The 22,751-nt window shown below is 34.6% G+C and carries 22 protein-coding genes and 1 other RNA gene; 10 read left to right on the top strand and 13 right to left on the bottom strand.

What is annotated here, in order from left to right; genetic code table 11:
- The first annotated feature begins 63 nt into the window (after positions 1-63).
- Entirely contained in the window at positions 64-363 is a 300-nt protein-coding gene (locus AC07XN_RS05785; RefSeq protein ID WP_494742339.1) for a hypothetical protein, read from the top strand.
- Positions 364-427: 64 nt separating this feature from the next.
- A complete protein-coding gene (locus AC07XN_RS05780) occupies positions 428-577 on the top strand; it encodes a hypothetical protein (RefSeq protein ID WP_494742338.1) in 150 nt (49 codons plus the stop codon).
- A gap of 202 nt (positions 578-779) precedes the next feature.
- Here AC07XN_RS05780 and cas6 read toward each other — a convergent pair whose 3' ends face one another.
- From cas6 to AC07XN_RS05750, 6 genes are all read right to left on the bottom strand, one after another.
- Positions 780-1,562, bottom strand: coding sequence for a CRISPR-associated endoribonuclease Cas6 (gene cas6 / locus AC07XN_RS05775; protein WP_494742337.1), 783 nt, complete (start codon positions 1,560-1,562; stop codon positions 780-782).
- A 280-nt stretch (positions 1,563-1,842) separates the two neighbouring features.
- An RNA gene (rnpB, locus tag AC07XN_RS05770) (RNase P RNA component class A) lies at positions 1,843-2,244 on the bottom strand.
- Between the two features lie 24 nt (positions 2,245-2,268).
- Positions 2,269-3,678, bottom strand: coding sequence for a DUF4403 family protein (locus tag AC07XN_RS05765; protein ID WP_309915964.1), 1,410 nt, complete (start codon positions 3,676-3,678; stop codon positions 2,269-2,271).
- A 196-nt stretch (positions 3,679-3,874) separates the two neighbouring features.
- The gene (locus tag AC07XN_RS05760; RefSeq protein WP_494742336.1) at positions 3,875-4,867 is read right to left on the bottom strand and encodes a DUF2027 domain-containing protein; all 993 of its coding nucleotides are present in this window, start codon (positions 4,865-4,867) and stop codon (positions 3,875-3,877) included.
- A 118-nt stretch (positions 4,868-4,985) separates the two neighbouring features.
- Positions 4,986-5,477 carry a YchJ family protein gene (locus tag AC07XN_RS05755; RefSeq protein ID WP_494742335.1) on the bottom strand — a complete coding sequence of 164 codons (492 nt, stop codon included), beginning with the start codon at positions 5,475-5,477 and terminating at the stop codon, positions 4,986-4,988.
- Between the two features lie 124 nt (positions 5,478-5,601).
- Positions 5,602-5,973, bottom strand: a complete 372-nt coding sequence (locus AC07XN_RS05750; protein WP_494742334.1) for a DUF2200 domain-containing protein — start codon at positions 5,971-5,973, stop codon at positions 5,602-5,604.
- Positions 5,974-6,241: 268 nt separating this feature from the next.
- On the opposite strand from AC07XN_RS05750, the gene aac(6') reads away from it, so the two are divergent.
- From aac(6') to AC07XN_RS05730, 4 genes are read left to right on the top strand one after another with little or no spacing between them, the layout of a single operon-like run.
- Positions 6,242-6,715 (top strand): aminoglycoside 6'-N-acetyltransferase, encoded by a 474-nt coding sequence (gene aac(6') / locus AC07XN_RS05745; protein ID WP_494742333.1) that lies wholly within the window; start codon positions 6,242-6,244, stop codon positions 6,713-6,715.
- 14 nt (positions 6,716-6,729) lie between these two features.
- Positions 6,730-7,107, top strand: coding sequence for a hypothetical protein (locus AC07XN_RS05740; RefSeq protein WP_494742332.1), 378 nt, complete (start codon positions 6,730-6,732; stop codon positions 7,105-7,107).
- 17 nt (positions 7,108-7,124) lie between these two features.
- Positions 7,125-7,832 (top strand): SIMPL domain-containing protein, encoded by a 708-nt coding sequence (locus AC07XN_RS05735; protein ID WP_494742331.1) that lies wholly within the window; start codon positions 7,125-7,127, stop codon positions 7,830-7,832.
- 33 nt (positions 7,833-7,865) lie between these two features.
- Entirely contained in the window at positions 7,866-8,117 is a 252-nt protein-coding gene (locus AC07XN_RS05730; RefSeq protein WP_494742330.1) for a hypothetical protein, read from the top strand.
- A 33-nt stretch (positions 8,118-8,150) separates the two neighbouring features.
- Here the strand turns inward: AC07XN_RS05730 and AC07XN_RS05725 are convergent, their stop codons facing one another.
- The 7 genes from AC07XN_RS05725 to AC07XN_RS05695 form a co-directional block, all read right to left on the bottom strand.
- On the bottom strand, positions 8,151-8,465 hold the full coding sequence (locus AC07XN_RS05725; RefSeq protein WP_494742329.1) for a trimeric intracellular cation channel family protein: 315 nt from the start codon (positions 8,463-8,465) through the stop codon (positions 8,151-8,153).
- Positions 8,447-8,755 carry a trimeric intracellular cation channel family protein gene (locus AC07XN_RS05720; protein WP_494742328.1) on the bottom strand — a complete coding sequence of 103 codons (309 nt, stop codon included), beginning with the start codon at positions 8,753-8,755 and terminating at the stop codon, positions 8,447-8,449. Before AC07XN_RS05720 ends, AC07XN_RS05725 begins: the two co-directional genes overlap by 19 nt.
- Positions 8,756-8,836: 81 nt before the next feature.
- Positions 8,837-10,150, bottom strand: a complete 1,314-nt coding sequence (locus AC07XN_RS05715) for an alpha/beta hydrolase family protein (RefSeq protein ID WP_494742327.1) — start codon at positions 10,148-10,150, stop codon at positions 8,837-8,839.
- 82 nt (positions 10,151-10,232) lie between these two features.
- Positions 10,233-12,314, bottom strand: a complete 2,082-nt coding sequence (locus tag AC07XN_RS05710; RefSeq protein ID WP_494742326.1) for a vWA domain-containing protein — start codon at positions 12,312-12,314, stop codon at positions 10,233-10,235.
- Positions 12,315-12,482: 168 nt separating this feature from the next.
- The gene (fabG, locus tag AC07XN_RS05705) at positions 12,483-13,229 is read right to left on the bottom strand and encodes a 3-oxoacyl-[acyl-carrier-protein] reductase (RefSeq protein ID WP_494742325.1); all 747 of its coding nucleotides are present in this window, start codon (positions 13,227-13,229) and stop codon (positions 12,483-12,485) included.
- A 385-nt stretch (positions 13,230-13,614) separates the two neighbouring features.
- Positions 13,615-14,691 carry a prephenate dehydratase gene (gene pheA / locus AC07XN_RS05700; protein WP_309919743.1) on the bottom strand — a complete coding sequence of 359 codons (1,077 nt, stop codon included), beginning with the start codon at positions 14,689-14,691 and terminating at the stop codon, positions 13,615-13,617.
- 32 nt (positions 14,692-14,723) lie between these two features.
- Positions 14,724-16,598: a DNA topoisomerase IV subunit B gene (locus AC07XN_RS05695; protein WP_309919747.1), complete on the bottom strand. Its 1,875-nt coding sequence runs from the start codon at positions 16,596-16,598 to the stop codon at positions 14,724-14,726.
- A gap of 346 nt (positions 16,599-16,944) precedes the next feature.
- Here AC07XN_RS05695 and AC07XN_RS05690 point away from each other — a divergent pair, with 346 nt between their 5' ends.
- The 4 genes from AC07XN_RS05690 to AC07XN_RS05675 are packed head-to-tail and all read left to right on the top strand — an operon-like array spanning position 16,945 to position 22,728.
- Complete coding sequence (locus AC07XN_RS05690) at positions 16,945-19,476, top strand: polysaccharide biosynthesis/export family protein (protein WP_309919750.1); 2,532 nt, start codon at positions 16,945-16,947, stop codon at positions 19,474-19,476.
- A 21-nt stretch (positions 19,477-19,497) separates the two neighbouring features.
- Positions 19,498-20,586 carry a hypothetical protein gene (locus AC07XN_RS05685; RefSeq protein ID WP_494742324.1) on the top strand — a complete coding sequence of 363 codons (1,089 nt, stop codon included), beginning with the start codon at positions 19,498-19,500 and terminating at the stop codon, positions 20,584-20,586.
- A 14-nt stretch (positions 20,587-20,600) separates the two neighbouring features.
- A complete protein-coding gene (locus AC07XN_RS05680; RefSeq protein WP_309919756.1) occupies positions 20,601-21,428 on the top strand; it encodes an ABC transporter permease in 828 nt (275 codons plus the stop codon).
- A gap of 43 nt (positions 21,429-21,471) precedes the next feature.
- Positions 21,472-22,728 (top strand): ABC transporter ATP-binding protein, encoded by a 1,257-nt coding sequence (locus AC07XN_RS05675; RefSeq protein WP_309919759.1) that lies wholly within the window; start codon positions 21,472-21,474, stop codon positions 22,726-22,728.
- Positions 22,729-22,751 lie beyond the last annotated feature (23 nt).

Raw genomic sequence — 22,751 nt, 5'->3', positions numbered from 1 at the left:
GTTGAATAACTCCCTTAATCGAACTCTGAAAGTTTACTTCTGAAATTTTAAAATATTAACTTAATGGAAAACCTAAATTTTAATTTCAACTTTAGCTATCTTGATTTAGTAAAACTCTTTCATGAGGACAAGATAACCTCAGATGAAATCGTACATGTTTTCGATAAATCATTTAGGCTCTATGAAGAAGGTGGGCCAGAACTATCAAAGACTGTTTTTATTCAGATTGGTTATACTCCCAAACAAAGAATTATTCTTATTGCTTATACATTTGAAAATGAAACTATTGATTTTATCGGAGCAAAAATTGCCGATGAGAATGAAATAGACACATTTTATTGTGGTTACAAAAACCTAAAATAGGTATGTGTTTTGTATATTTGTTTGTTTATATAATTTAATGCATTCAAGTGGAATTGAAACAACTATGCAAACAAACATTCATAACAAAGTAAAGCATAATCCTTTCACTGAAGGGAAAGATGAAAAAAAGGTATGGGAAGAGCTTTTGAAAAATGCCAAACCATTAACGAAAGATATCTTTTTAAAAAAAGTAAATAAAAAGAAAAATGCTTAATGCATTTAACAATAGTCTTTATTTATCTCAAAACTGATAATTCCATTTATCCACCTGCCAATACTGGTAGCACGCAAAAAGTTATGCGTCATGAGATAAAAGCGATAGCAGTTCCTTTTATAAACTTAATTATATTGTATTCCCAATTTTTGGGAATCGTTGGTTGTATCAAGAAATCAAAGAACATTTAAAGTTTAACAAATTACTCACAAAACCCAAACCCAGTAGCTCCATACTTCCCCAGCCCGCCATAAAGACCTACTTTTATAATCTCTGGCGGAGCGGTTAGTTCAAAAGAAAAATTACGATAACCCTTTATTTCTGTAGCGGCTCCTCCTCCTTCTTTGATGGTTACTTTTCTGGATTTCATTTTTGATGTATCCAACAATCTGAATATAATGTCATGATTATTCAAGGTTGGGTCTATTGCTTCTCCTCTTTCTAGCTTCATACTGATGTATTTATCAATTAATCCATCAATCAAATATTTTCCAAATAGCTCATCTGTTGGTTCTAAGTATTGGTCTTTACCATTTACTTTATCGGCAACTACCATTGCAGACGATGCCCAAAGTTGGGTGGTACTGTTAATTGTTGGTTCAGGGAAGGTATCTACACGTTCTACCATAAACGTTGTGTCAAATTCTCGGTTAAAAAGATGAATTTCTTGGTTTTGGAAAAGTCCTATAATAAAATGTTCTGCTGTTTTGTCTATTAAGAACGACACCATCCATTGTACTTGGGGTGAAGCAATTTCAAAACCATTAGGTAACATCTTTCCCATTTTGAAGCGAAAGTCGGAGAAAGTAAAATGCTTAAAACATTTTCCGTTAGGAGCTACATAACCTTCTTGATGCAGAAAAGTTGCATACTCGGCATCGGCCTTGGCAATAACACCATAAAGCCACGATGCTAAAGCATAGTGATAATTCCACATCAACTTGGGATACTTCGTTTGGGGAGTAAGATGTAGGGTAAAACGCATGAATATATGTTAATTTTAAAACGATGATTAAACTTACATATTTTCTCAATATTGTTTCAAAAAATAATTTTATTTTTATTATACGGTAGTTTAGGAGGATTGTAAGACTTGAGGACTAAAGGACTAAAGGATTTTAAATCGCATCATACCTAAAGTCATCAACTCTTAAAGTCCTCCAGTCTTAAAGTCATCAAGTCATCAAGTCTTAAAATCCTAAAGTCATCAAGTCCTAAAGTCAAAAAAAAATCCCCACAGTGTTTAAAACACGATAGGGATTTTTTTTAAAAAACATTCTATAAGCCGGATTCTGTCGATTGAATTTTTCTTTGCAGAAATATCCAAAAGTCTTATCATTTATCTCGAATAGTAGTCGCCTACTACCTCTATCAACCTACCCACTGACACGAACGAGCCGTCCTTTACTTTGTTGTTACCAACGCCGCTTGCCAGCCTATTTGGTCTTTCAACTCATGAGGTTTACCGATGCCTCGTTTGTCACCAACCGAGCGGTAGTCTCTTACGCTACCTTTTCACCCTTACCCTTGCGGGCGGTTATTTTCTGTGGCACTTGCTGTTACGGTTTCGTCTCCAAAAACGTACCTTCCCGTTAGGAAGCATGATGCTCTGCGTTGTCCAGACTTTCCTCCCCTGCTTTCACAAAGGCGATAAGACGAATGCTTTCTGCTACAAAGTTAGCTGTTAGTTTTTACAAACCATCTACTTTTATATCTAACTTTCCACTGGCGTTTATTACAGCGATAATTGAATTAGGCGTTAGATATACTTTATCAGGCGTTAGTTCGCTAATGCTTCCATTCAAAGTAACTCCTTTTGCGACTTTATTATTGGTTAAGTTAGCTTGCATTTGCTTTTTCATTTCATCAATTTGCCCACCAATTTTAAAAGTTAAAGCATCTTTCATGTTTTTAGCAAACTTCCCTTGAAAAAACCAGTTTGCAGTACTAATCAACAAATTTTTGGTTTTTAAGTCGTAATCAAAGTTTTCTAAATAAACAGACTTGGTAGCTGGATTATACGCTGGCACACCTTTGTAATAAATGTTACCATTGATACTCCCTTTTAAGCCCGCTTTGATCACCATTTTTTCTTGGTCACCATAAATATCAACTTCAGTTACCCCTACATTATACTTTCCGTCTTTAAATGAAAAATTTTGCCCAATCAAAGTATCAGCTGTCAATTTAGCGGCTTCGCTCAATGGTATTTCAGCAATGATACCTACTTTAAAATTATCAGCAATATCATTAACCAGTTTCAAGTCAGGTACAGTATTGACAGGTTGAAAACTTGGTTTTGCCCCTGTAATAGTTTCTGTATAAGCCTGAATACCAATCATCGCTTTTACCTTGTTATTAACTGTCGTAAGCGGACTCATCTGTAACGCTATCGGCGTTACTTTTAACCATGTACGATATTTTTCAGAAAGCAAATATGGTTGCATAGCTGTATTCCAAGCCTGAACGATATATTTTTTAATATCCACATTTTTCTTTACAGCATCATCAACCGATTTCAACAAAGTAGCTTGTTGTGAATTCAACGCTCTTTCTACTAGCGATGTCACAGGGATTTCGTAGCCCCCTAAACGTAAAGTGGGTTTTTTAATCCATTCATAACCCAATGGGAAACTCTGTACAGAGGCCGTCCAGTTGGGAGCAATTGAAAACTTCGTGCCAAATTTCAGGTTAAAATCAAAGGATAATTCCTGTGGAGGAATCGAAATACCCATTACTTTATAACCAGCTTTTACCCAAACTTTCAGAGGAACACTAAACAAAAAGGCTTCGTCTTTGGTCGTTACGGTAATGTTGTCTCTTTTGTTAACTTTACACATGAAGTTATCAAAATTGTTGTCCTCCATGCTAGCATCTTCATAAATCAAGTCTTTGATATTAGCATTTATTTGTCTTTCAACATCCCCCATGGTAATTTCAAAAGGAATGCCAATCGTGGAAAGACTTTTCTCTACTTGTTTTCCATTATACATGTACGATTCTTTTGGAGCTTCTGGATTAGCAGTAGTATTAGTATTCTTTGAACTTGAACAGCCTTGAAATAAGCTTGCAGCTATTAAGGCAATAAGTATTTTTTTCATTTTTGGTTAAAACAATTGTTTAAATGATGACTTTTATAAGCGGTTTTTTATTAAAAAATAATTAGGTTAAACACTAAGAATATAATTCCCTCAATCTTTATCCCTAGCGAGGGACTTAAGTACCTCGCTAGGGATGTTGTAAGAATTTCGACTTACCTCCCACTCAAAGCTGATAGTCATAGCTGAAAGCCCACAGCTATTTAATCTTCACATTAGTCGCCCCGTAACCGAATTTCTCTTTCTGAGCATCTTCAAAGTATTTTACATTTTTATGGCCCGAAAGTTTTTTATGAATGGCATCTCTTAATACGCCATTGCCAACACCATGAATAAACGTAATTTCATCCATTCCATTGGCAATGGCCGCTTCAAACTGTTTGTCGAAAGTTGCTAATTGCAATGCCAGCATTTCTCGGTTTGACATCGCCCAAGCATCAGCAGATAACTTTTCGATATGTAAATCAACTTCAAGAGCTGGTTTGGAAGGCAAAACTACCACAGGTTCTGGTGCTTGCTTTTCAAACATTTGTTCAATCAATTTTTCTGTGTTGATTTTTGTAGGAACAGGATTCACAGAATCCTCAGCATCCAACTGAAACAAATGTGCATCCTGATTTAAAATTGGTGCTTTTTGCTTGCTTTTGAAAAAAGTATTTACCCTGAATTTTAGTCGTCTTATCAATGGTTCTGGCAATTTCATAAATGCCAAACGATAGAAAAAAGCTTGGAAAACAAAAGTTCCCCATTCTTCAAAATCTTTCACCAAAACATTTTGAACTTTGATAGATGATTTTGGTTTCAACGTTCCAGATGCCAAACCTTTATGGTGTGGGTCTGAACCAACCGAAAGCATAAATGGCAATTCCCAATCAGTATTGTTGATAAGGTGTTGCGAAAGTTCACGGTCATTCACAGGCACAAAGGCCATGTAAACACCTTTATTTGCCAAAATCTCAGGCGTTGTTGGTTGGCGACGCTCGATACTAGCCTGTGGTTCAAAAGAACGAGAAGGGGCTACAGGCTTAAATGTTTTTTGTTCTAATTCATCTATAATTACGGCATCCGAACGCTTTACGGGTATCGTAAAACCATCTTCAATTTCTATTTCAATAATATTATTCGACAATATCTTGGTAACGATTCCTTCTTCTTTTCCACGTAATAGTCTTACTCTATCTCCTATATTCATTTTCTTAATTGTTAATTTGTCTGCAATTTAGGACTTTGCAAGCGGTTATCGGTTATTTGTAATCTGTTATGTATAAAATTTAACCATAAAAAGCTCACAGTTCAAAGCTTACTGCTACTTAAACGCCACAACATTTTTTATATTTCTTTCCACTTCCACAAATACAAGGGTCATTTCTGTTAATTAGAACTTCTGAGGTAATATTTTTAGGATTGATAATTCCTTTTACATAAACCCATTTACCATTTTCTTTCACAAAAGTTGAATGCTCATGATGAATTGACGTTTGTCCATCAGCGTTTTTGAAATAGGCTTTAAAAGTCACTTCCCCATTTATATCATTTACTTGCCCGTTTTTAGTATGAAGTATTGTTAATTTTTGCCATTGATTTTCGCTTGCCCATGCCACCAAATCTTGCTTGGTAAACTTAGTACGTTCGGTAGAATGTGTACTGGCTAATAAATAATCAGGCGCAACTGAGGCATAAGCAGAATACCTTGAACGCATCAATGCCTCCGCCGTAGGTGCTTCTTTTTTTCCTAAAATAATTGGTTCACAACATTCACTAAACGCTAGGTTTGAACCACAATAACATTGAACAGACATCATAAAGTTTGAAATTGTGAATCACGAGTTAAGTAGTAATTAGTAAATAGTTGATAATTAGAACTATAAACTTCTAATTATCAACTATTTACTAAAAACCATCATTTTAATTATATTCATTACTTATTTATATGTTGGCACCACGCAAAATTTTCTCCATCTTTTTGCCTTTCGCCAACTCGTCTACTAGTTTGTCTAAATATCTCACTTCTTTAGTTAAAGTATTTTCTATTTCTTCTATCCGATAGCCACAAATTACTCCAGTTATGAGTGAAGCATTCGGATTTAGGGTAGCTCTCTGAAAAAAAGTTTCAAAAGTCACTTTCTCATCAATTAGTTGTTGTATTTTCTCATCATCAAAGCCAGTTAACCACGTTATTACTTGGTGTAATTCCGCTTTTGTCCTGCCTTTACTCTCAACTTTTGCAACATAATGTGGATATACTGATGCAAAAGTCAATTTTGCCATTCGCTCATTGTGTTCGGCCGTTATTTTCATAAGGTATGTTTTAATGGAAAGTCTGTTGCTAGTAAATAATTCAAAGCTATGTAAAAGAATTAAATCGACTTTATTTCATCCATCAAAAATAACTATTAAAACTTAGTGAGTTTGGTTTTAAGCTTGAAAAGGTAAATCTGTTAACTAATTAAATTTAAAATAAGCTTGTTATTAGGTATTAAGAATAAATCATTACTTTAGGTAAAAATCTGAACTTACAAAAAGTAGTACAGCACATATAACACTAAGACAACCTTCAACTTACCCCATGGAAGATGGTTATGAGCTTAATAATGACTTAAAAATGCAAATAGAACAGCTTTCAATAAACAACCTCAAACAACTAATAGAACTTGTTTTAGCACTTTGGGAAGATTGTGAATTTGAGGAAGAATTTGACAATTACAAAAATATCATAGGCTCAGAAAATGAAATTTGTTATCTATACAAGGAACAAGAAAATTATATTGCATTTATACATGTAAGCACTCGAAATGACTATGTAGAAGGAGCAGTAGATTTGCCAGTTGCTTATGTAGAGGGGATTTATGTAAAGCCAACTTATCAAAAACAAGGTGTTGCGAAAAAATTAATGAATGTTGCTGAGGGTTGGGCTAAGCAAAAAGGGTATAAACAACTTGCCTCTGATTCAGAGATTGCGAATACTGAAAGCATAGATTTTCATAAGAAGATGGGGTTTACCGAAGTTGAACGTATAGTTTGTTTGATTAAAGATTTATAAAAGAAAATACAGGAATGTTGACAAAGAAATTTTATGACATACTACTTGAAAACAAAAAAATAGGGACAACAGAGCTTGAAAATGCAGACGCATCAATGGGAGTTGTTTTTGGAAAGATATACTTTATCAATATTATTTCGGGATATGACTTCTTTAGAAATTATTGTTTAATCAACAACGTTGAATTAGTAGCTGACTATCCAGATGAAAAATTAATATCAACTCGAACCATAGAAAATTTGGTCGTTAGAAATCAAAATGGAATAGAAATTAAAGCATTAGGAAATCAAATAAGTGGTATGGATAGTGATGAATTTGAAATTAACTTGGAAGGTGTTCCTTATCCTTTATTTGAAAAAGAGTTTCCCCATCACTTAAACTTCACCCTCTAAATACAAAACTCACTAAAATGAATAAAATACTTTTGACCTTTTGTTTATGCATCACAATATTTACTTTTGGATATGGGCAGACAAAAAACTTTATCGACCAGCCTTATATTGAAGTTAGTGGTTACCAAGACACCTTAGTAACGCCTAATCTTATCTATCTTAAAATCATCATTACAGAAAAAGACAGTAGAGATAAAGTTTCTGTTGAAGAACAAGAAATGAAGATGATTACAGCATTTAAAGCAATGGGGATTAATACTGAAATAGACCTGACCAGTAGCGATATGGTGAGTAATTACAAGTCTTATTTCTTAAAGCAAAAAGACATCCTAAAGACCAAAGAGTATATTTTAAAAGTTACCAATGCCGAAACTGCAAGTAAAGTATTTATACAACTTGAAGACTTAGGCATATCAAATACTTCCATTCAAAAAGTTGACCATTCTGATATTGAAAATTTGAAAAATATTTGCCGAACCAGAGCAATTGAGAACGCACAAAAAAAAGCCATTCTACTGACAAAACCTATTGGACAAACCATTGGAAACGCAATTCATATCACAGACAATGAAACAAATTTTGATAATCTACTTCAAGGACGAGTTGCAGGTGTCCAAATTCGTGGATATAATACAGTTGACAAAGCAAAATATGAAGCTCCAAAAATAGAATTTGAAAAGATTAAAATAAGCGCAACAGTAAGCGTAAAATTTATACTCAAATAAAATTTCAACAAACCAATACACCAAAAGAATCACATGAAAGAGAATAAAAACCTCGCAGAATTAACATTAGAAGAACTACAGGCAAAACAAAAAAAGGCAAAAGGTGCTGTTATAGGACTCGGCATTGTAATGGCAATCGCTTTAATTACCCTTATTTATCTTGCTACAAAAAGTAAAAATTATGCATTACTTGCTGTTGCCGGTGGTAGTGCTCTCACCCTTTTACCAAGTATTATCGTCCTAAAGCAAATAGAAACTGAAATAAAATCACGAAAAGCTAATTAACCTGTATAAATCCAATCACAAACAGAAGTCTCTTTAACTAACCTTAGGCAATGTTAAATTCATTTTTACAGCTAACAGGCGGATTCCGAAGATGATAAGAATGGTTAATAAATCTACCAACTCATTTGGCAAAGCAAGTTGCTTCATTAAGAAATAACACAAGCCACCTATAATACAGGGTGTTGCATAAATAACTTCTTTCCTAAGAAGATACGGAATTTCGTTTAACAAAATATCACGAATTAGTCCTCCAAAACAAGCGGTGATTGTTCCTAAAATAACACAAGCCGAAATGTCTAAATTGATGGCTAATCCTTCTTGAATACCTCTTAGCGTAAAGAAACCCAAACCAAGCGAATCAAAAAAGTGAGTGTTTTATCTAGTTTGTCGATATGATTTTTTAAGAGGATTGTCAGGATAAAAGTACAGGTTATTAATAAAATCACGGAAGAATCTAAAAGCCATCTTACAGGCAAATGACCAATTAAAATATCACGAATAGTTCCTCCGCCAATGGATGTAACAAAAGCGATAACCAATAAACCAAAAATATCTAATTGTTTACGTATGCCTGCTAAAGTACCAGAAATGGCAAAAGCAATTGTTCCGCCAATATTAATAATCGTGAAAAACTCCATTTGAATAACTATTTGTAAAAATGACTTGATGATTACGTTTAACAATCATCAAGTCATTTTCAATATTTCCACAAAAATAATCTATTTTACTGGCACTTCATGCAATAACTCTAGACCTACCGAAGAACGTGGAGGAAAACCTGTCCAATTCTTTTCATTTGAATTAGGCTGAACAGAAAGGTATTTCCCAAAATCTTGATGCTTTAGTTGGATTCCTAAAAAGGCTGTCACAAAATGTTGATTGATATTATTAATATGTCGTTCGTTCCAAGCGGGTTCTGAATAATGCGCATAATCTCTGGCTCTTTCGGGTTTATAAGATTCGGCTGGTGGCGGATTAGGTGCTACGTTATGACGAGCATTCATATAAGTAAGCAAGTACCGTTCGCTATTAATTGTTCCTTTATAAATGGCTTTGATGCCGTCTTCATAACCTGATATATCATCCTGACTACCTGCTACAAAAAAAGTAGGCACTTTTAGTCCTTTTAATCCTTCGGCATCCCACACACCTCGTTGCATTCCCCAAGGTGCAAAAGCTACTACCGCTTTGATACGGCTATCTTGCGAAGCTATAAATTCAGCATTTCCTGACGTTCTCACTTCTATAGCTTTACTGCCGCCTGTCATGGTGGTAAATAATGTACCTGCTTGCTGACTATAACCAGCACCTGCTGCATTCAGAACACCATAACCGCCCATTGAATAACCAATTAATGCGGTATTATTAGCATCTGCTAATCCCTCCAGAAAGCTTTTACTTTTGGGTTTAGCCAAGTCAGCTATTTGATTCAATGTAAATAAAATATCTTTAGCACGATTCAACAAGGTGCTTTGAAATGGAGAAGCATCACGATAAGTGGACTCGGTATGGTCAATGGCTACTACTACATAACCTTTTGACGCCAAATTTTCGGTTAAATAGGTCATTAACAGTCGTGAACCTAAATAACCATGAGAAACTACAATCAGCGGAAAAGCACCAACACCCGTTTTAGGTTTGGCATCTCGGGCAGCTCTACCTAAAAACTGAAAGGGAATTAAAGGGCGTTTAGGGTCGTTTGAAACACCAAATACTTGGTCATAAGCTACGATTTCTTTTTCATTATCAGACAAATTAGCAGGATACCAAACTTCCACTTTCAAAGGACGGTCATAAACAGCATCTACCCCATCTTTAGATTTGAGTACATCTATCTGTCCTTTATGAACAAATTCCAATGTACGGACACCCACTTTATATTCTCCCCTTACTGACAATTCGGGAGCATCAGGCAAGGCATCCCCAAAAATATACTGTTCATTATTTTGGGCTTGTAAATTGGTTTTAAAAGTAAATAAAACCAATAACATTAATATTGCTATTTTTAGCAATGGATGAGGATTGTTTTTCATAGTTGCTTTGAGATGATTTGTTTTTTAAATATGGCATAAAAAAAATAAATTCAGCCTGCTATAGACTGAATTTATGATAAATTTAATATCCTCCCAAATATTTCCTCATCACCCATTCTGCTGTGAGGAGCGTAAGAATTAAAAAGAAAATCCAGCGGAGATTTATCATTTCTTTTAAATCTTCGGTAGCTTCTATTTTGTCTGGCACTTGGTGACTTAGTATCGTCTGTTTTAGTTTTTCAAATTCATTTTTGTTGAAAAATTTCCCTCCTGTTTTATTAGCTAATTGCCTTAGTACATCAAAATCAGCGGTAAGGTTAATATTTTCAATTTGTAAATCTTGAATGACAAATTCACCTGTGGCTTGTTCTACTTTACCAAGTATGGTGGAAGTTGCATTGAAACGATACACACCAGCGGGTAATCCACTAATTTCAAATTTTGTATTGTCGGCTGTAGTCGAATATGTATAGTTTCTAGTAAAGCCTTTTTCGTCTTTTATGGCAAGCTTTATTGGCTGATTGTATAGTTTCTCGTAAATACCGTTATAAATTTCAGTCTCAAACACTACTTTTTCTCCTAAAGACAAAGGTGTTTTTAATGGATAAACTCTTAGTTTTCTTTTATCATCTTTGGCCGACAGGTATTGTAAAACCTTTGTAATAACATCATCCACTACTACATGCTTTTCGGTCAATTGAAATTCTTCTAATCGCCATGTCCAAAGTCCTTCCCCTGTAAAAATAGCAGACTTTTTAGTCCCCATATTCATAGCCAAAAGTGGTTTCTGGGTTTGAACAGTACCTACTTTTTGATACAATAACACTTCTGTATTAGGGAGCAATGTAAAATCGCCAAAAGGCACCGAAAGCTGTGGAAACTTTGCTATTATATCCATTTGTTCGGCATCAAAATTCAATACCTTGAAATTTTTATTATAAATACCCGTCACTTTATCACTTTCTCCTAAATCAGCATTTATTTGCATTACCTGATTCAGTTGGTTTAAATAATTCACTCCTGATTGGTTTCCTAATACAAAAAAAGCTGGAATACCTTTGTCTAATAATGGTTTGAAGACATTAGAGTATGTATTGTAACCATCAGGCAATTGATGTAAAATCAGTAAGTCATAGGTTTTGTTAATCTCTGGATTAGCATTTTCTGTCAGAATCTTTACATCTAATTCATAATTTTCATTTTTCTCAATGATGCTTTTCAGTGCTTTTACATCAGGATGCGGAGCGAGTGCCAAGAGTAATATTTTCTCTTTCCCATTGATTACTTCTATGTAAACTTCTTGACGATTATTCCTATTTGAAAACTCTCCTGATAATAAATCTATTTCAACCGTTAAGTGCTGTACGCCTACTTGAGTAGCAGTAGTATTAAAAGTCAGTGTTTTCAAATCGTCTTTTTGATTAAAAACTACGCTCTGCTTTTCTAATATCTTCCCTCCTTGTTTTAAATAGACGTTGGCAGCTTTTCCTTCAAACCCAAAAGCGGTAATATCTGTTTGTACAGGAAACTTGTTGCCCAAATATGCTATCTTGTTGGCATAAACCGTTTTAACGGCAATATCTTTTTTAGGAATGGTATCGCCCAAACCAATCGTGTGTACAGGGAATTTAAAGGATTCTGAAGCGGGAGAAATCCCTTCGTTAACGATTCCATCTGAAACTAGGACAACATCCGTTAAGTTTTGGTCCTCAAAAGTATTTTTAATGCCCGAAAGTAAATTTGAAAGGTTTGAAGTTTTATAATTGAATTGAAGTTTTTCAAGATTCTGGGTATTCTCTTCATTAAAGCTTACGAAGGCTACTTGATAGTCTTTTTCCAGAAGGCTTTCTTTTATTTCATTCAGGTTCTTTTTCAGTTCTTCTAATACTTTTTGCCCTGATACATTCATCGACTGTGAATTATCTAAAGCAAAAACTACTGTTTTCTTTTGAATATTCTGGCTTACTTGTCTGATTAAAAAACTCAATAAAAGCATGCTTAAAATACTGACAGCCACAAACCTAAAAGCGGCCATTATGTAATTTTGGGCTTTTGTCCAATTTGTATTTTTTTGATACAACACAAAGGCGTATACACCAGCAAGTAAAAAACAGAGTGGAATAAACCAAGGAGAAGATTGAAAGAGAAAATCGAATTTCATCATGGGCTTTGTTTGTTGTCTCTTATCAAAAAAGGGTAGAAAGGTTACTTGTGAGTGATGAGTTAGTGAATTGTGAGTTAGTGTTATAAAGGAAAATAAACTCAAACATTAACTCACAATTCACTAACTCACAACTATTTAAAATCACTAATTCACTCAATCACTAAATAACTAAGTAAGCATTCCGCCGTCTACTTGCAATACTTGTCCAGTGATGTAACGAGACATATCTGATGCAAGGAATACACAAGCATCTGCTACTTCTTCTGGCTGTCCGCCACGTTTCAATGGAATTGATTTTTTCCATTCTTCAGTAGCCGCAGCATTCAATTCTCCAGTCATTTCAGTTTCGATAAAACCCGGAGCAACTGCGTTTGAACGGATATTTCTAGAGCCTAATTCTAAAGCAACCGACTTAGTAAAGCCAATAATACCTGCTTTAGATGCCGCATAATTTGCTTGACCAGCATTTCCACGAATACCTACTACAGACGTAAGGTTGATGATAGAGCCAGCTTTGGCTTTCATCATTGGCTTGGTAGCTGCTTTTGTCAAATTAAAAACAGACTTCAAGTTTACTTGGATAACAGAATCCCATTGTTCTTCTGTCATTCTCATTAATAAGCCATCTTTAGTAATCCCTGCATTGTTGATCAATACATCTATTTTACCAAAATCAGCAACAACTGAATTCATCAATTCTTCTGCTTGCTTATAGTCAGAAGCATCTGAACGATAGCCAATTGCTTTTATTCCTAAAGCAGACAATTCTGCTTCTAAAGCCTGTCCTTTTTCTACAGATGAAAGATAAGTAAAAGCAACACTTGCTCCTTCTTGAGCCATTTTAAAGGCAATTGCACGGCCGATGCCTCTTGAAGCACCCGTTACCAATACTACCTTATTTTGTAATAAAGCCATTTATTTTGAATTAATTGTTATTTCCAAAGTTCAAAAATAACATAACGCCCCAAGACCACAAAATTATATCCAGTATCTTTAGTAGTAGCGCTTTCTATTTTATGTTATTCAGGTGTTTATTTTTTATGTATTTCTAATTAAAATAGCCTCATAGAGGCGAAATATCGGTAGCCTTATTGTAAATAACATTCCCTCCAAGCCCCATCGGGGCGAAATATTTCGCCCCGATGGGGCTTGGAGGAGTTAATACGATGCTTCTTCTACCGATATAGTGTTCCTAACGGAACTATAATCTGTATCCCTAAATCAAAAAAGCGGTCGAAATAAGGTTTTCGATCGCTTTTTGTGATTTTAAAATTCGGGATGACTCATATTCTAAATCACTTTACTGGGTTTTCACATAACTACCCAACCATTTTATTTCGGAAGCATGCTTAGACATAATCGTTTGAACGCTTTCGTCTAAGAAATAACCATCAAACTCCATCAAGAACCAGAAATTGAATTGTTCTCCTTCTTTTACAGGACGGCTCTCTATTTTCAACAGGTTAATTCCTTGACTTTCAAATTCCTGTAGGAATCTAACCAACGTACCGGGTTTACCATCTTCTGGTAATTTTGCGATAATCGTTGTTTTGTCATTTCCGCTTTTTTGATTGATAAAATCTTTACCAATAATAAAGAAACGCGTACGGTTCTGGGCAGAATCTTGAATGTTATCAAATAGAATAGGTACATCGAACAACTTAGCAGCGATGTGCGAACATATTGCCGCAGAGTCAGTTTCTGAGGCAGCTAATTTTGCTGCTTTTGATGTTGAATCTACTTGTACAAAAAAATCATCTTCCTTTCCGCCAAAATAATCATTCAAGAATTTTTCGCACTGACCAAAAGCGATGTCTTTTGAATAAATTCTTTTTATATCTGATAGTTTTTCAGCTTTTGTCGCAAAGGTAAAATGTACAGAAATGATTACTTCTGAAACAATTTTCAAGTCTGTTTCATTGAGTAAATCGATGGTCTCTTTAACTATTCCTTCTAAATTATTTTCGATAGGTACTACGCCAAAGCGTGCACGACCAGTATCAATACTTTCAAATACTGAACGTATATTGGGCAAAGCCAAATAATCGCTCATGGCTCCGAATCTACTTTCGGCTGCTTGATGGGTAAAACTTCCTTCTGGGCCTAAATAAGCAATTCTTTCGGGCAATTCTAAATTACGAGAAACAGCAAAAATCTCTAAATAAATGGCTTCAATAGCCGCTCTATTCAATAATCCATTATTAGCAGCCACCAGACGATCAACGATTTGTTTTTCTCGTTCTGGACGATAAATAACTGTTTGAGTTTGTTTTTTTAACTCGCCGACTTGTTTTACAACATCCATTCGCTTGTTTAGAATTTCAAGCATTTGGTTGTCAAGCGAGTCAATTTGATTTCTTAATTCTTCGAGAGACATTTTAACTTTTATTAGAGCGAACTTCGCTGAATTTATGCCGCTAATTCGGCAGGGTCTTTTTCTATGATTAGATTTTCAATGATAAACTTCTGACGGTCAGGCGTGTTTTTACCCATGAAATAAGTCAGAATCTTAGGTATCGTTGTATCTTTTGTCAAAATCACTGGTTCTAATCGAATATCATCGTTGATAAATTTCCCAAATTCCTCTGGTGAAATCTCCCCTAACCCTTTAAAACGAGTAATTTCTGGTTTTGGACTTAGCTTTTCGATAGCATTCAAACGTTCTTCATCTGAATAACAGTAAATCGTTTCTTTTTTATTTCTTACTCTAAACAAAGGCGTTTCCAAAATATACAAATGCCCATTTCTTACTAAATCTGGGAAGAATTGTAAGAAGAAAGTCATCATTAACAGACGAATATGCATACCATCCACATCGGCATCGGTTGCGATAATAATTTTATGATAACGCAGTCCTTCTAATCCTTCTTCAATATTTAATGCATGTTGAAGCAAATTAAACTCTTCATTTTCATATACTATTTTCTTGGTTAAGCCAAAGCAATTCAACGGTTTACCTCTTAAACTAAACACCGCTTGACTTTGCACATTCCTAGATTTAGTGATTGAACCACTGGCAGAATCCCCTTCGGTAATAAAAAGCATTGATTCATATCTGTTATCTGCTTTTTCATCTGTCAGGTGTACTCTACAATCTCTTAACTTTTTATTGTGTAAATTAGCCTTTTTAGCACGCTCGTTGGCTAGCTTTTTAATGCCCGCCATGTCTTTACGCTCACGCTCCGACTGCTCAATTCTTTTCTTGATAGCATCAGCAGTTGTAGGATTTTTATGCAGGTAATTATCAAGATTAGTTTTGATAAAATCTCCAATAAAGCTTCTGACAGACTGTGAACTAGCATCAGGCGACATATTGTTTGAACCTAACTTCGTTTTAGTTTGAGATTCAAAAACAGGTTCTTGTACACGAATGGCAATAGCCCCAACGATACTAGCACGAATATCCTCAGGTGCATAATCCTTTTTATAAAACTCACGAACCGCCCGAACGATGGCTTCACGAAAAGCTTGTAAGTGCGTACCTCCTTGAGTAGTATTTTGTCCGTTTACAAAAGAATAATATTCTTCGCCATATTGATTGCCATGCGTAAGCGCTACTTCAATATCAGCGCCTTTCATGTGGATAATTGGATAACGACGCTCTTCTTCAGATGAATATTTACTCAACAAATCAAATAATCCATTTTGTGAATAATACTTCTGACCGTTGAAATTAATTGTCAATCCAGCGTTCAAATAGGCATAATTCCAAATAAGGTTTTCTAAATATTGAGGGATGTAATGATAATTTTTGAAAATAGTATTATCAGGCTCAAACATCACTAACGTACCATTTCTGGCATTAGATTCTGTTCCATCTGGCGATTCAGCAATCAATTCACCTTGTTTAAACTCAGCCCATTTGGTTTTACCATCACGGAAAGATTGTACTTTGAAATACGACGAAAGTGCATTGGTAGCTTTGGTACCAACACCATTTAGTCCTACCGATTTTTGAAAAGCACCAGAATCGTATTTACCCCCTGTGTTAATCTTAGAGACACAATCTATCACTTTCCCCAAAGGAATACCACGACCGTAATCTCGAACTTCTACCCGATGGTCGCTGATTTTAATCTCAATGGTTTTCCCATTTCCCATCATGTGCTCATCGATAGAGTTATCCATGATTTCTTTCACTAAGACATAAATACCATCATCAATAGAAGAACCGTCTCCTAATTTCCCGATATACATACCTGGACGAAGGCGAATATGCTCTTTCCAGTCAAGAGAGCGTATATTATCTTCTGTATATTGTACTGAAGTAGGGTTTGTTGACATATTCAAGCAAGGATTTAGTACTACAGTAGCATTTATTTCAACATAAACACTATCCAACAACAATTAAAAACTAAAAATTATGACAAAAATGATTCTATACAAAATTGTACGTTTTCACTATTCCGTATATCAGCGAAACAAAGCTACAAAAACATTAAGAATTTATAAAATTAGCGTAATTTAATCTTACGACACATAATTAATATTGACAATGGGCGTTAGAAATTACTAAAAGTTGTTTTACTTTGCATTTTGTTTAGAATTATCAAACATTGTCAATAAGATTAAATTGATAGCATTAAGAATCCTTTTAAACCCACAGGCAACAATTTATATGTTTAAAATCATGCAAGCAAACGATTGCCCAAATCAGGTAGGCGTACGATTCATTTCTTCACACATCTGTAAATTTATCGTTTCTATTCTTTTTCTATGTCTCTCCTTTCTATCAAATCGTAGTAATGGTCAAACCTTTAACCTCGGAGATCTTCAAAATTTAGCTTTACCTATGCAAGGGGCTAAAATTCAAACATCAGCAACTAAATTGCCAAATGCGGATCCTAGAAAGGTAAACACATCAGGTAGTAATAAAGTATCAAGTGATAGTTTGAAGGCAAAATCAGCAGACAAAGCTATATCAAGTGCGGATTCTGCTAGTGCGGCCTATCGTAAAAAAATATTTGGTATCGATATTTTCAATAATCCAAACATTACTTTTGAAAGTTCACTCAATATCCCAACGCCTAAAAATTACATATTAGGGGCTGGTGACGAATTAGTAATTGATATTAATGGATATTCTGAAGAGCATTACACGCTTCCAGTTACTCCAGATGGATATATTAAAATTGCTAAAGTTGGGAATGTTTTTGTAAGTGGTATTACCATTGAAGAAGCTAAAAGAAGAATTGTTGATAGATTATCAAAAATCTATATTGGTCTTAAGCCATATGGTGGTGCTCCTGCCAACACAACTGCCACAGTATCACTTGGTAGCATCAAAACTATCAGAGTTTCGATATTAGGAAATGTAGTAGCCCCAGGAACCTATTCTATTTCGTCTTTATCAAGAGTAATGAATGCGCTTTATCTAGCTGGCGGACCTAACGAAAATGGTACATTCCGTGAGATTAAAGTAATAAGAGATAAAAAGTTGATTGCTCAAGTAGATTTATATGATTTATTGACGACAGGAAACTTACGTCAAAACATTGGGCTACAAGACCAAGACCTTATTCAGGTAGGTGCTTATAAATCAAGAGTTGAGATTGTAGGAGAAGTAAAAAAACCAGCTGTCTTTGAGGTTCTACCAAACGAAAACTTAGAAAGAATCATCAATGAATATGGAAGTGGCTTTACAGCGATGGCTTATAAAAGTCTCTTGAAAGTTCAACGCATCACTGAAAAGGAAAGTAAATTAATCGATTTGAGCAATGATTTAATTTCTTCGTTTTATCCAAAACCGGGCGATATTATTACAGTCGAAAAAGTTTTAACAAACAGAATAGAAAATGCTGTAACGTTAGAAGGTGCGGTATTCAGACCAGGAAAGTTTTCGGTTAACGATAGCCCAACGCTAACAAAATTAATCAAGCGAGGAGAAGGGTTCAGAGAAGATGCTTTTCTTGGAAGAATAACCATTACCAGACTTCGTGATGATCTAACTAAAGAAAATATTTCAATCAATTATAACGACCTTACTTCAGGCAAAATACCCGATATAGCCCTTCGTCGTGAAGATATTGTGACTATTTATTCAGTAGTTGAATTAATGGAAAAATATACTGTCAGAATTCAAGGAGAAATCAATTTGAAAGAAACAGCACCTCTAACGAGTGCTACTGATAAAGGCTCAACTGGTGTTTCAGAAACACCAAGCGAAAGTCCTAACAACGACTCTCCTATTGGCACTTTTCCGTTTATCCATAATATGACTGTAGAGGATTTGATTGAAAAGGCTGGTGGATTGAAAGAATCGGCAGCTACAGGTAGAATTGAAGTCATCAGAAGAAAGAAAAACATTGGTAAAGATGATCCAGCCCAAATCAATTCAACGATTGGAGAACGTTTTAATTTTTCTATCAATAACAATTTGTCACTTGACCCAAATGCATCTAAATTTATCTTAGAGCCATTTGATGAAGTGTTTGTGCGTTCGTCTCCAAACTACGAAAAACAACAATTTGTTTCTGTTGAAGGGCAAATTACGTTCCCAGGGGTATATGGACTAGAAAGAAAGAATGAACGTATTTCAGACGTAATCGCAAGAGCAGGTGGCTTAAATGCACAAGCTTATCCAAAAGGAGCTACATTGGTACGTAAATTTAAAATAAGCAAACAAGAAGTTGACAGAAAAAGTGAACAGTTTAGCGAGCTTTCAGATAATACGCAAGAAGCATCTGTAAAAGTAAAAGCCGTTAAAGAAGAAACTTCTGAATCGGTTGGCATTGATTTAGTAGAAGCCTTAGATAACCCCGATGCTCCAGCCAATATGTTGTTGCAAGATGGCGACATCATTAAAATCCCAAAAGAGCCACAAACTGTAAGAATGCAAGGCGAAGTATTGTACCCTACTTCAACTAGATATATTGATGGCTTGCCATTTAAACACTATATCTCTGAAGCAGGTGGTTTCACAGAATTATCGTCACGTAAACGTTCTTATATCATTTATGCCAATGGTTCTGTTGACAGAACAAGAAAATTCTTAGGGTTGATTAATATATATCCTAAAGTTTACCCAGGTTCTGAAATCATCGTTCCAAGTTTGAATATTAGACAAGGCGCTACGCAACAGGTATTACAAACAATTCAAACAATATCAATAGGCTTAACAAGTCTAGGGACTGTTTTTGCACTTATCAGAGCTTTCAAGTAATATTATAATTTAGGATTTAAAATGTCAGCAAAACAACATACAACATTACCTGAAGATCAGTTTTCTCTGGAAGACATTGCTTTAAAAGTAGTAAAGCTAAAAAAACTGATAGTACAAAACTGGAAGGTAATACTTATCTCTACTATCGTTGGTACTTCTTGTGGACTAGCATGGGAGTTAATCACAAGGAAACCACCCGTTTATACTGCGACTATATTATTTAATATGGAAAACAGTAATAGTTCTAGTGGAGGTGGTTTATCTGATTTAGCAAGTGCTTTTGGGGTAAATACTGGCGCAGCTCCTTCTTCTAATTTATTTACGGGAGAGAACTTTAACGAGCTGATTAGAACTAAAAATCTTTATAATAGGGCACTTCTCACTAAAGTAAAAATAAAAGGTAAAGAAGAAATTTTTGCTAATTATTTCTTGAAAAAGAGTGGGATTCGTGAAATTGAGATGGATGATGATGATGTGATTCAAACCTTTACATTTAAACATGATGCTTATGATAAGTGTACGGTTAAAGAGAAAGCTCATCTTAGAATTATTCAGAATTTTTTGATGCCATTGACTAGCATGGTAAACGAAAGTAAAAAAGCTTCTTTTGTAACATTGCATGTTATTACAAGAAATGATACACTTTCAGATCTTTGGGCCCATCTTTACTTGAAAACGATTACTAATTTTTATATTGAGACTAAGACAAAAAAATCTAAAGAACTACTTAATTTAGTAGAAAGACGTGTAGACTCATTAAGAAAAGAATTATATTATACACAAGGTGCAGCGGCTAGATTTGCTGACCAAAACCAACAAGTAATAGTTCAGCAGGGTTTAATACAACAACAACGTTTATCTACCAATAGCTCTCAATTACAAAGTATGTATTTTGAGGCTGTAAGAAGCTTAGACAATATGAAGTTTTCAATGGTAAAGGAATCTCCGCTATTTACAATTATTGATGATGCGGAATTGCCTTATCCAAAAGAAATAGATAGAATTACGAAAGGAACAATTATTGGAACTGTTCTGGGGCTATTTCTCTCAATCTTATATATTGTATTTTCAAAAACATTTGGAAAAATAGCACAAAAGACAGAAGAATAATTTCAAAAAATATTATGCACGAAACAGTAATAGAGTCAGGACGGTCAGAAAAGTACTATTGGCAAGACTTATGGAGATTCAGAGAATTACTTTATATTTTAGCAATTAGAGATATTACCGTAAAGTATAAACAAACATTTGTGGGGGTAGCTTGGGCTATTTTCAGACCCGTACTTACAGTGTTAGTTTTCGTTTTTGCCTTTGATAAAGTAGCTAAAATTGAAAGTCATTCTGCAATACCTTTGCAAATTATTATTTTTACAGGAGTTATTTTTTGGAACTTCTTTGCGATGTCATTCCAACAAGTAAGCAACAGTATCACTGGTAATGCCAACTTAGTTTCAAAAGTATATTTCCCTAGATTATTAATGCCGTTAAGTGCTGTAGCTGTTCCTTTACTTGACTTCATCGTTGGCTTTGTTGTAATGATTCCTTTTCTGATTTATAAAGGATATCCACCTACAGTGAATATTATATTTGTACCAGTTTTTTTATTTTTAGCCTTTTTTGCTTCGTTTAGTTTGGGTGTAATTTTCGCATCTTTAAATGTGCAATTCAGAGATTTTCAACAAATAGTTCCTTTAGTAGTACAATATGGCTTTTTTGTTTGTCCTGTAGCATATCCGCTGGCTTCTCTCAAAAGCTTTCCTTGGTACCCAATTTATCAATGGATTAATCCATTAGCAGGCATTATAGAAGGGTTTAGGTGGTGTTTAATTCCAAATTATCAAGATTTTGAATGGAATTCATTTATCCCAACAATTATTTTTGTAACAATAACAACTACACTAGCAATTATTTTTTTCCGGAAAAAAGAAAACTCTTTTGTGGATTACATTTAACATTATTCGTAATTGAAAAATAATGTAAAAAAAACCCTTGAAAATGACGGTAATTGAAGCTGAAAATATAAGTAAAAAATACATTATCGACCACATCAAAAGCAATGCGAAAGCTGATACGCTGAGAGAGGTAGTCACAGATAAATTAAAAAACATATTCTCAAAGAAAACTGAAGAACAAATAAGTCACGAAGAATTCTGGGCTTTGAAGGACGTTAGTTTTCAAATTAATCAAGGTGATAGGGTTGGTATCATTGGCTCTAATGGTGCTGGTAAATCAACAATGCTTAAAATCTTGAGTAGGATTACAGAACCTTCACAAGGTAAAATAAAGATAAAAGGAAGAGTAGCCAGTTTATTAGAAGTTGGAACGGGGTTTCATCCAGAATTATCAGGACGAGAAAATATTTTCTTAAATGGTTCTATCTTAGGAATGAAGCGACAGGAAATCAAAAAGCATTTTGATGCGATTGTTGATTTTGCTGGCGTTGAAAAATTTTTAGATACTCCCGTAAAACGATATTCATCTGGGATGTACGTACGTCTCGGTTTTGCAATCTCTGCCCATCTAGAACCTGAAATCTTAATCGTTGATGAAGTATTAGCTGTAGGTGATGCTGAATTTCAAAGAAAATGTTTAGGCAAAATGAAGGATGCTTCTACTTCGGGCAGAACTATTCTTTTTGTAAGCCATAACCTTACGGCTGTGCAAGGGCTTTGTAATAAGTCAATGTATATGCAGAAAGGTAAATTACTTGAAATGGGCGAAACCAATCAGGTATTGGCGACTTATCTGAGCCATGTACAAAAAACAGCCTTAGAATCAAGCTGGTCGATTCCTAGCGAAGCCCCTGGTAATGATAGTATTAGATTAAAGAAAGTAAAACTTACGCCTGATTATCACGATAATCTAAAACATATTGATGTAAGGACTTCTTTCAAAATTCAAATTGAATTTTGGAGTATGGTTGAAGGCATTGATACTAATATTAGTCTTCATCTTAATTCTTTGACGGGAGAATGTATTTTTAACATTGGTACGCCATCTTTGAACCTAAGAAAAGGAGTAATTTATGCAGAATGTGAGATTCCAGCTGATTTTATGAATGATGGGTCTTACTCAATTTCATTGATGGTTGTCAAAGATAAGTCTAGTGTAATTTATAATTTCGGAGAAGTATTAATTTTTGAGATTGAAGATTATCGTGAGGGTAGTGAATGGTATGGAAAATGGCCGGGCTATATCCGACCAAAAATCAACTTCCCTATTACTCAACTTGAACTAGAAAATGTTATTTAGGAACAAGTATATTCTATTTTTTT

Source organism: Arcicella sp. GW458-12-2-14-TSB2 (genome assembly GCF_059423785.1).
The sequence above is the reverse complement of the archived record's forward strand: the minus strand, read 5'-3'. Positions and strand labels throughout refer to the sequence as shown.

Coding starts and splice junctions, on each gene's coding strand:
- AC07XN_RS05750 (WP_494742334.1), bottom strand. CDS start 5,973: ATGAAAATAACGGCCGAACACAATGAGCGAATGGCAAAATTGACTTTT.
- pheA (WP_309919743.1), bottom strand. CDS start 14,691: ATGTCTCTCGAAGAATTAAGAAATCAAATTGACTCGCTTGACAACCAA.
- AC07XN_RS05675 (WP_309919759.1), top strand. CDS start 21,472: ATGACGGTAATTGAAGCTGAAAATATAAGTAAAAAATACATTATCGAC.
- AC07XN_RS05735 (WP_494742331.1), top strand. CDS start 7,125: ATGAATAAAATACTTTTGACCTTTTGTTTATGCATCACAATATTTACT.
- AC07XN_RS05740 (WP_494742332.1), top strand. CDS start 6,730: ATGTTGACAAAGAAATTTTATGACATACTACTTGAAAACAAAAAAATA.
- AC07XN_RS05755 (WP_494742335.1), bottom strand. CDS start 5,477: ATGATGTCTGTTCAATGTTATTGTGGTTCAAACCTAGCGTTTAGTGAA.
- AC07XN_RS05730 (WP_494742330.1), top strand. CDS start 7,866: ATGAAAGAGAATAAAAACCTCGCAGAATTAACATTAGAAGAACTACAG.
- AC07XN_RS05760 (WP_494742336.1), bottom strand. CDS start 4,867: ATGAATATAGGAGATAGAGTAAGACTATTACGTGGAAAAGAAGAAGGA.
- AC07XN_RS05695 (WP_309919747.1), bottom strand. CDS start 16,598: ATGTCAACAAACCCTACTTCAGTACAATATACAGAAGATAATATACGC.
- AC07XN_RS05780 (WP_494742338.1), top strand. CDS start 428: ATGCAAACAAACATTCATAACAAAGTAAAGCATAATCCTTTCACTGAA.
- AC07XN_RS05765 (WP_309915964.1), bottom strand. CDS start 3,678: ATGAAAAAAATACTTATTGCCTTAATAGCTGCAAGCTTATTTCAAGGC.
- AC07XN_RS05785 (WP_494742339.1), top strand. CDS start 64: ATGGAAAACCTAAATTTTAATTTCAACTTTAGCTATCTTGATTTAGTA.
- AC07XN_RS05710 (WP_494742326.1), bottom strand. CDS start 12,314: ATGATGAAATTCGATTTTCTCTTTCAATCTTCTCCTTGGTTTATTCCA.
- AC07XN_RS05685 (WP_494742324.1), top strand. CDS start 19,498: ATGTCAGCAAAACAACATACAACATTACCTGAAGATCAGTTTTCTCTG.
- AC07XN_RS05715 (WP_494742327.1), bottom strand. CDS start 10,150: ATGAAAAACAATCCTCATCCATTGCTAAAAATAGCAATATTAATGTTA.
- AC07XN_RS05720 (WP_494742328.1), bottom strand. CDS start 8,755: ATGGAGTTTTTCACGATTATTAATATTGGCGGAACAATTGCTTTTGCC.
- fabG (WP_494742325.1), bottom strand. CDS start 13,229: ATGGCTTTATTACAAAATAAGGTAGTATTGGTAACGGGTGCTTCAAGA.
- AC07XN_RS05680 (WP_309919756.1), top strand. CDS start 20,601: ATGCACGAAACAGTAATAGAGTCAGGACGGTCAGAAAAGTACTATTGG.
- AC07XN_RS05690 (WP_309919750.1), top strand. CDS start 16,945: ATGCAAGCAAACGATTGCCCAAATCAGGTAGGCGTACGATTCATTTCT.
- cas6 (WP_494742337.1), bottom strand. CDS start 1,562: ATGCGTTTTACCCTACATCTTACTCCCCAAACGAAGTATCCCAAGTTG.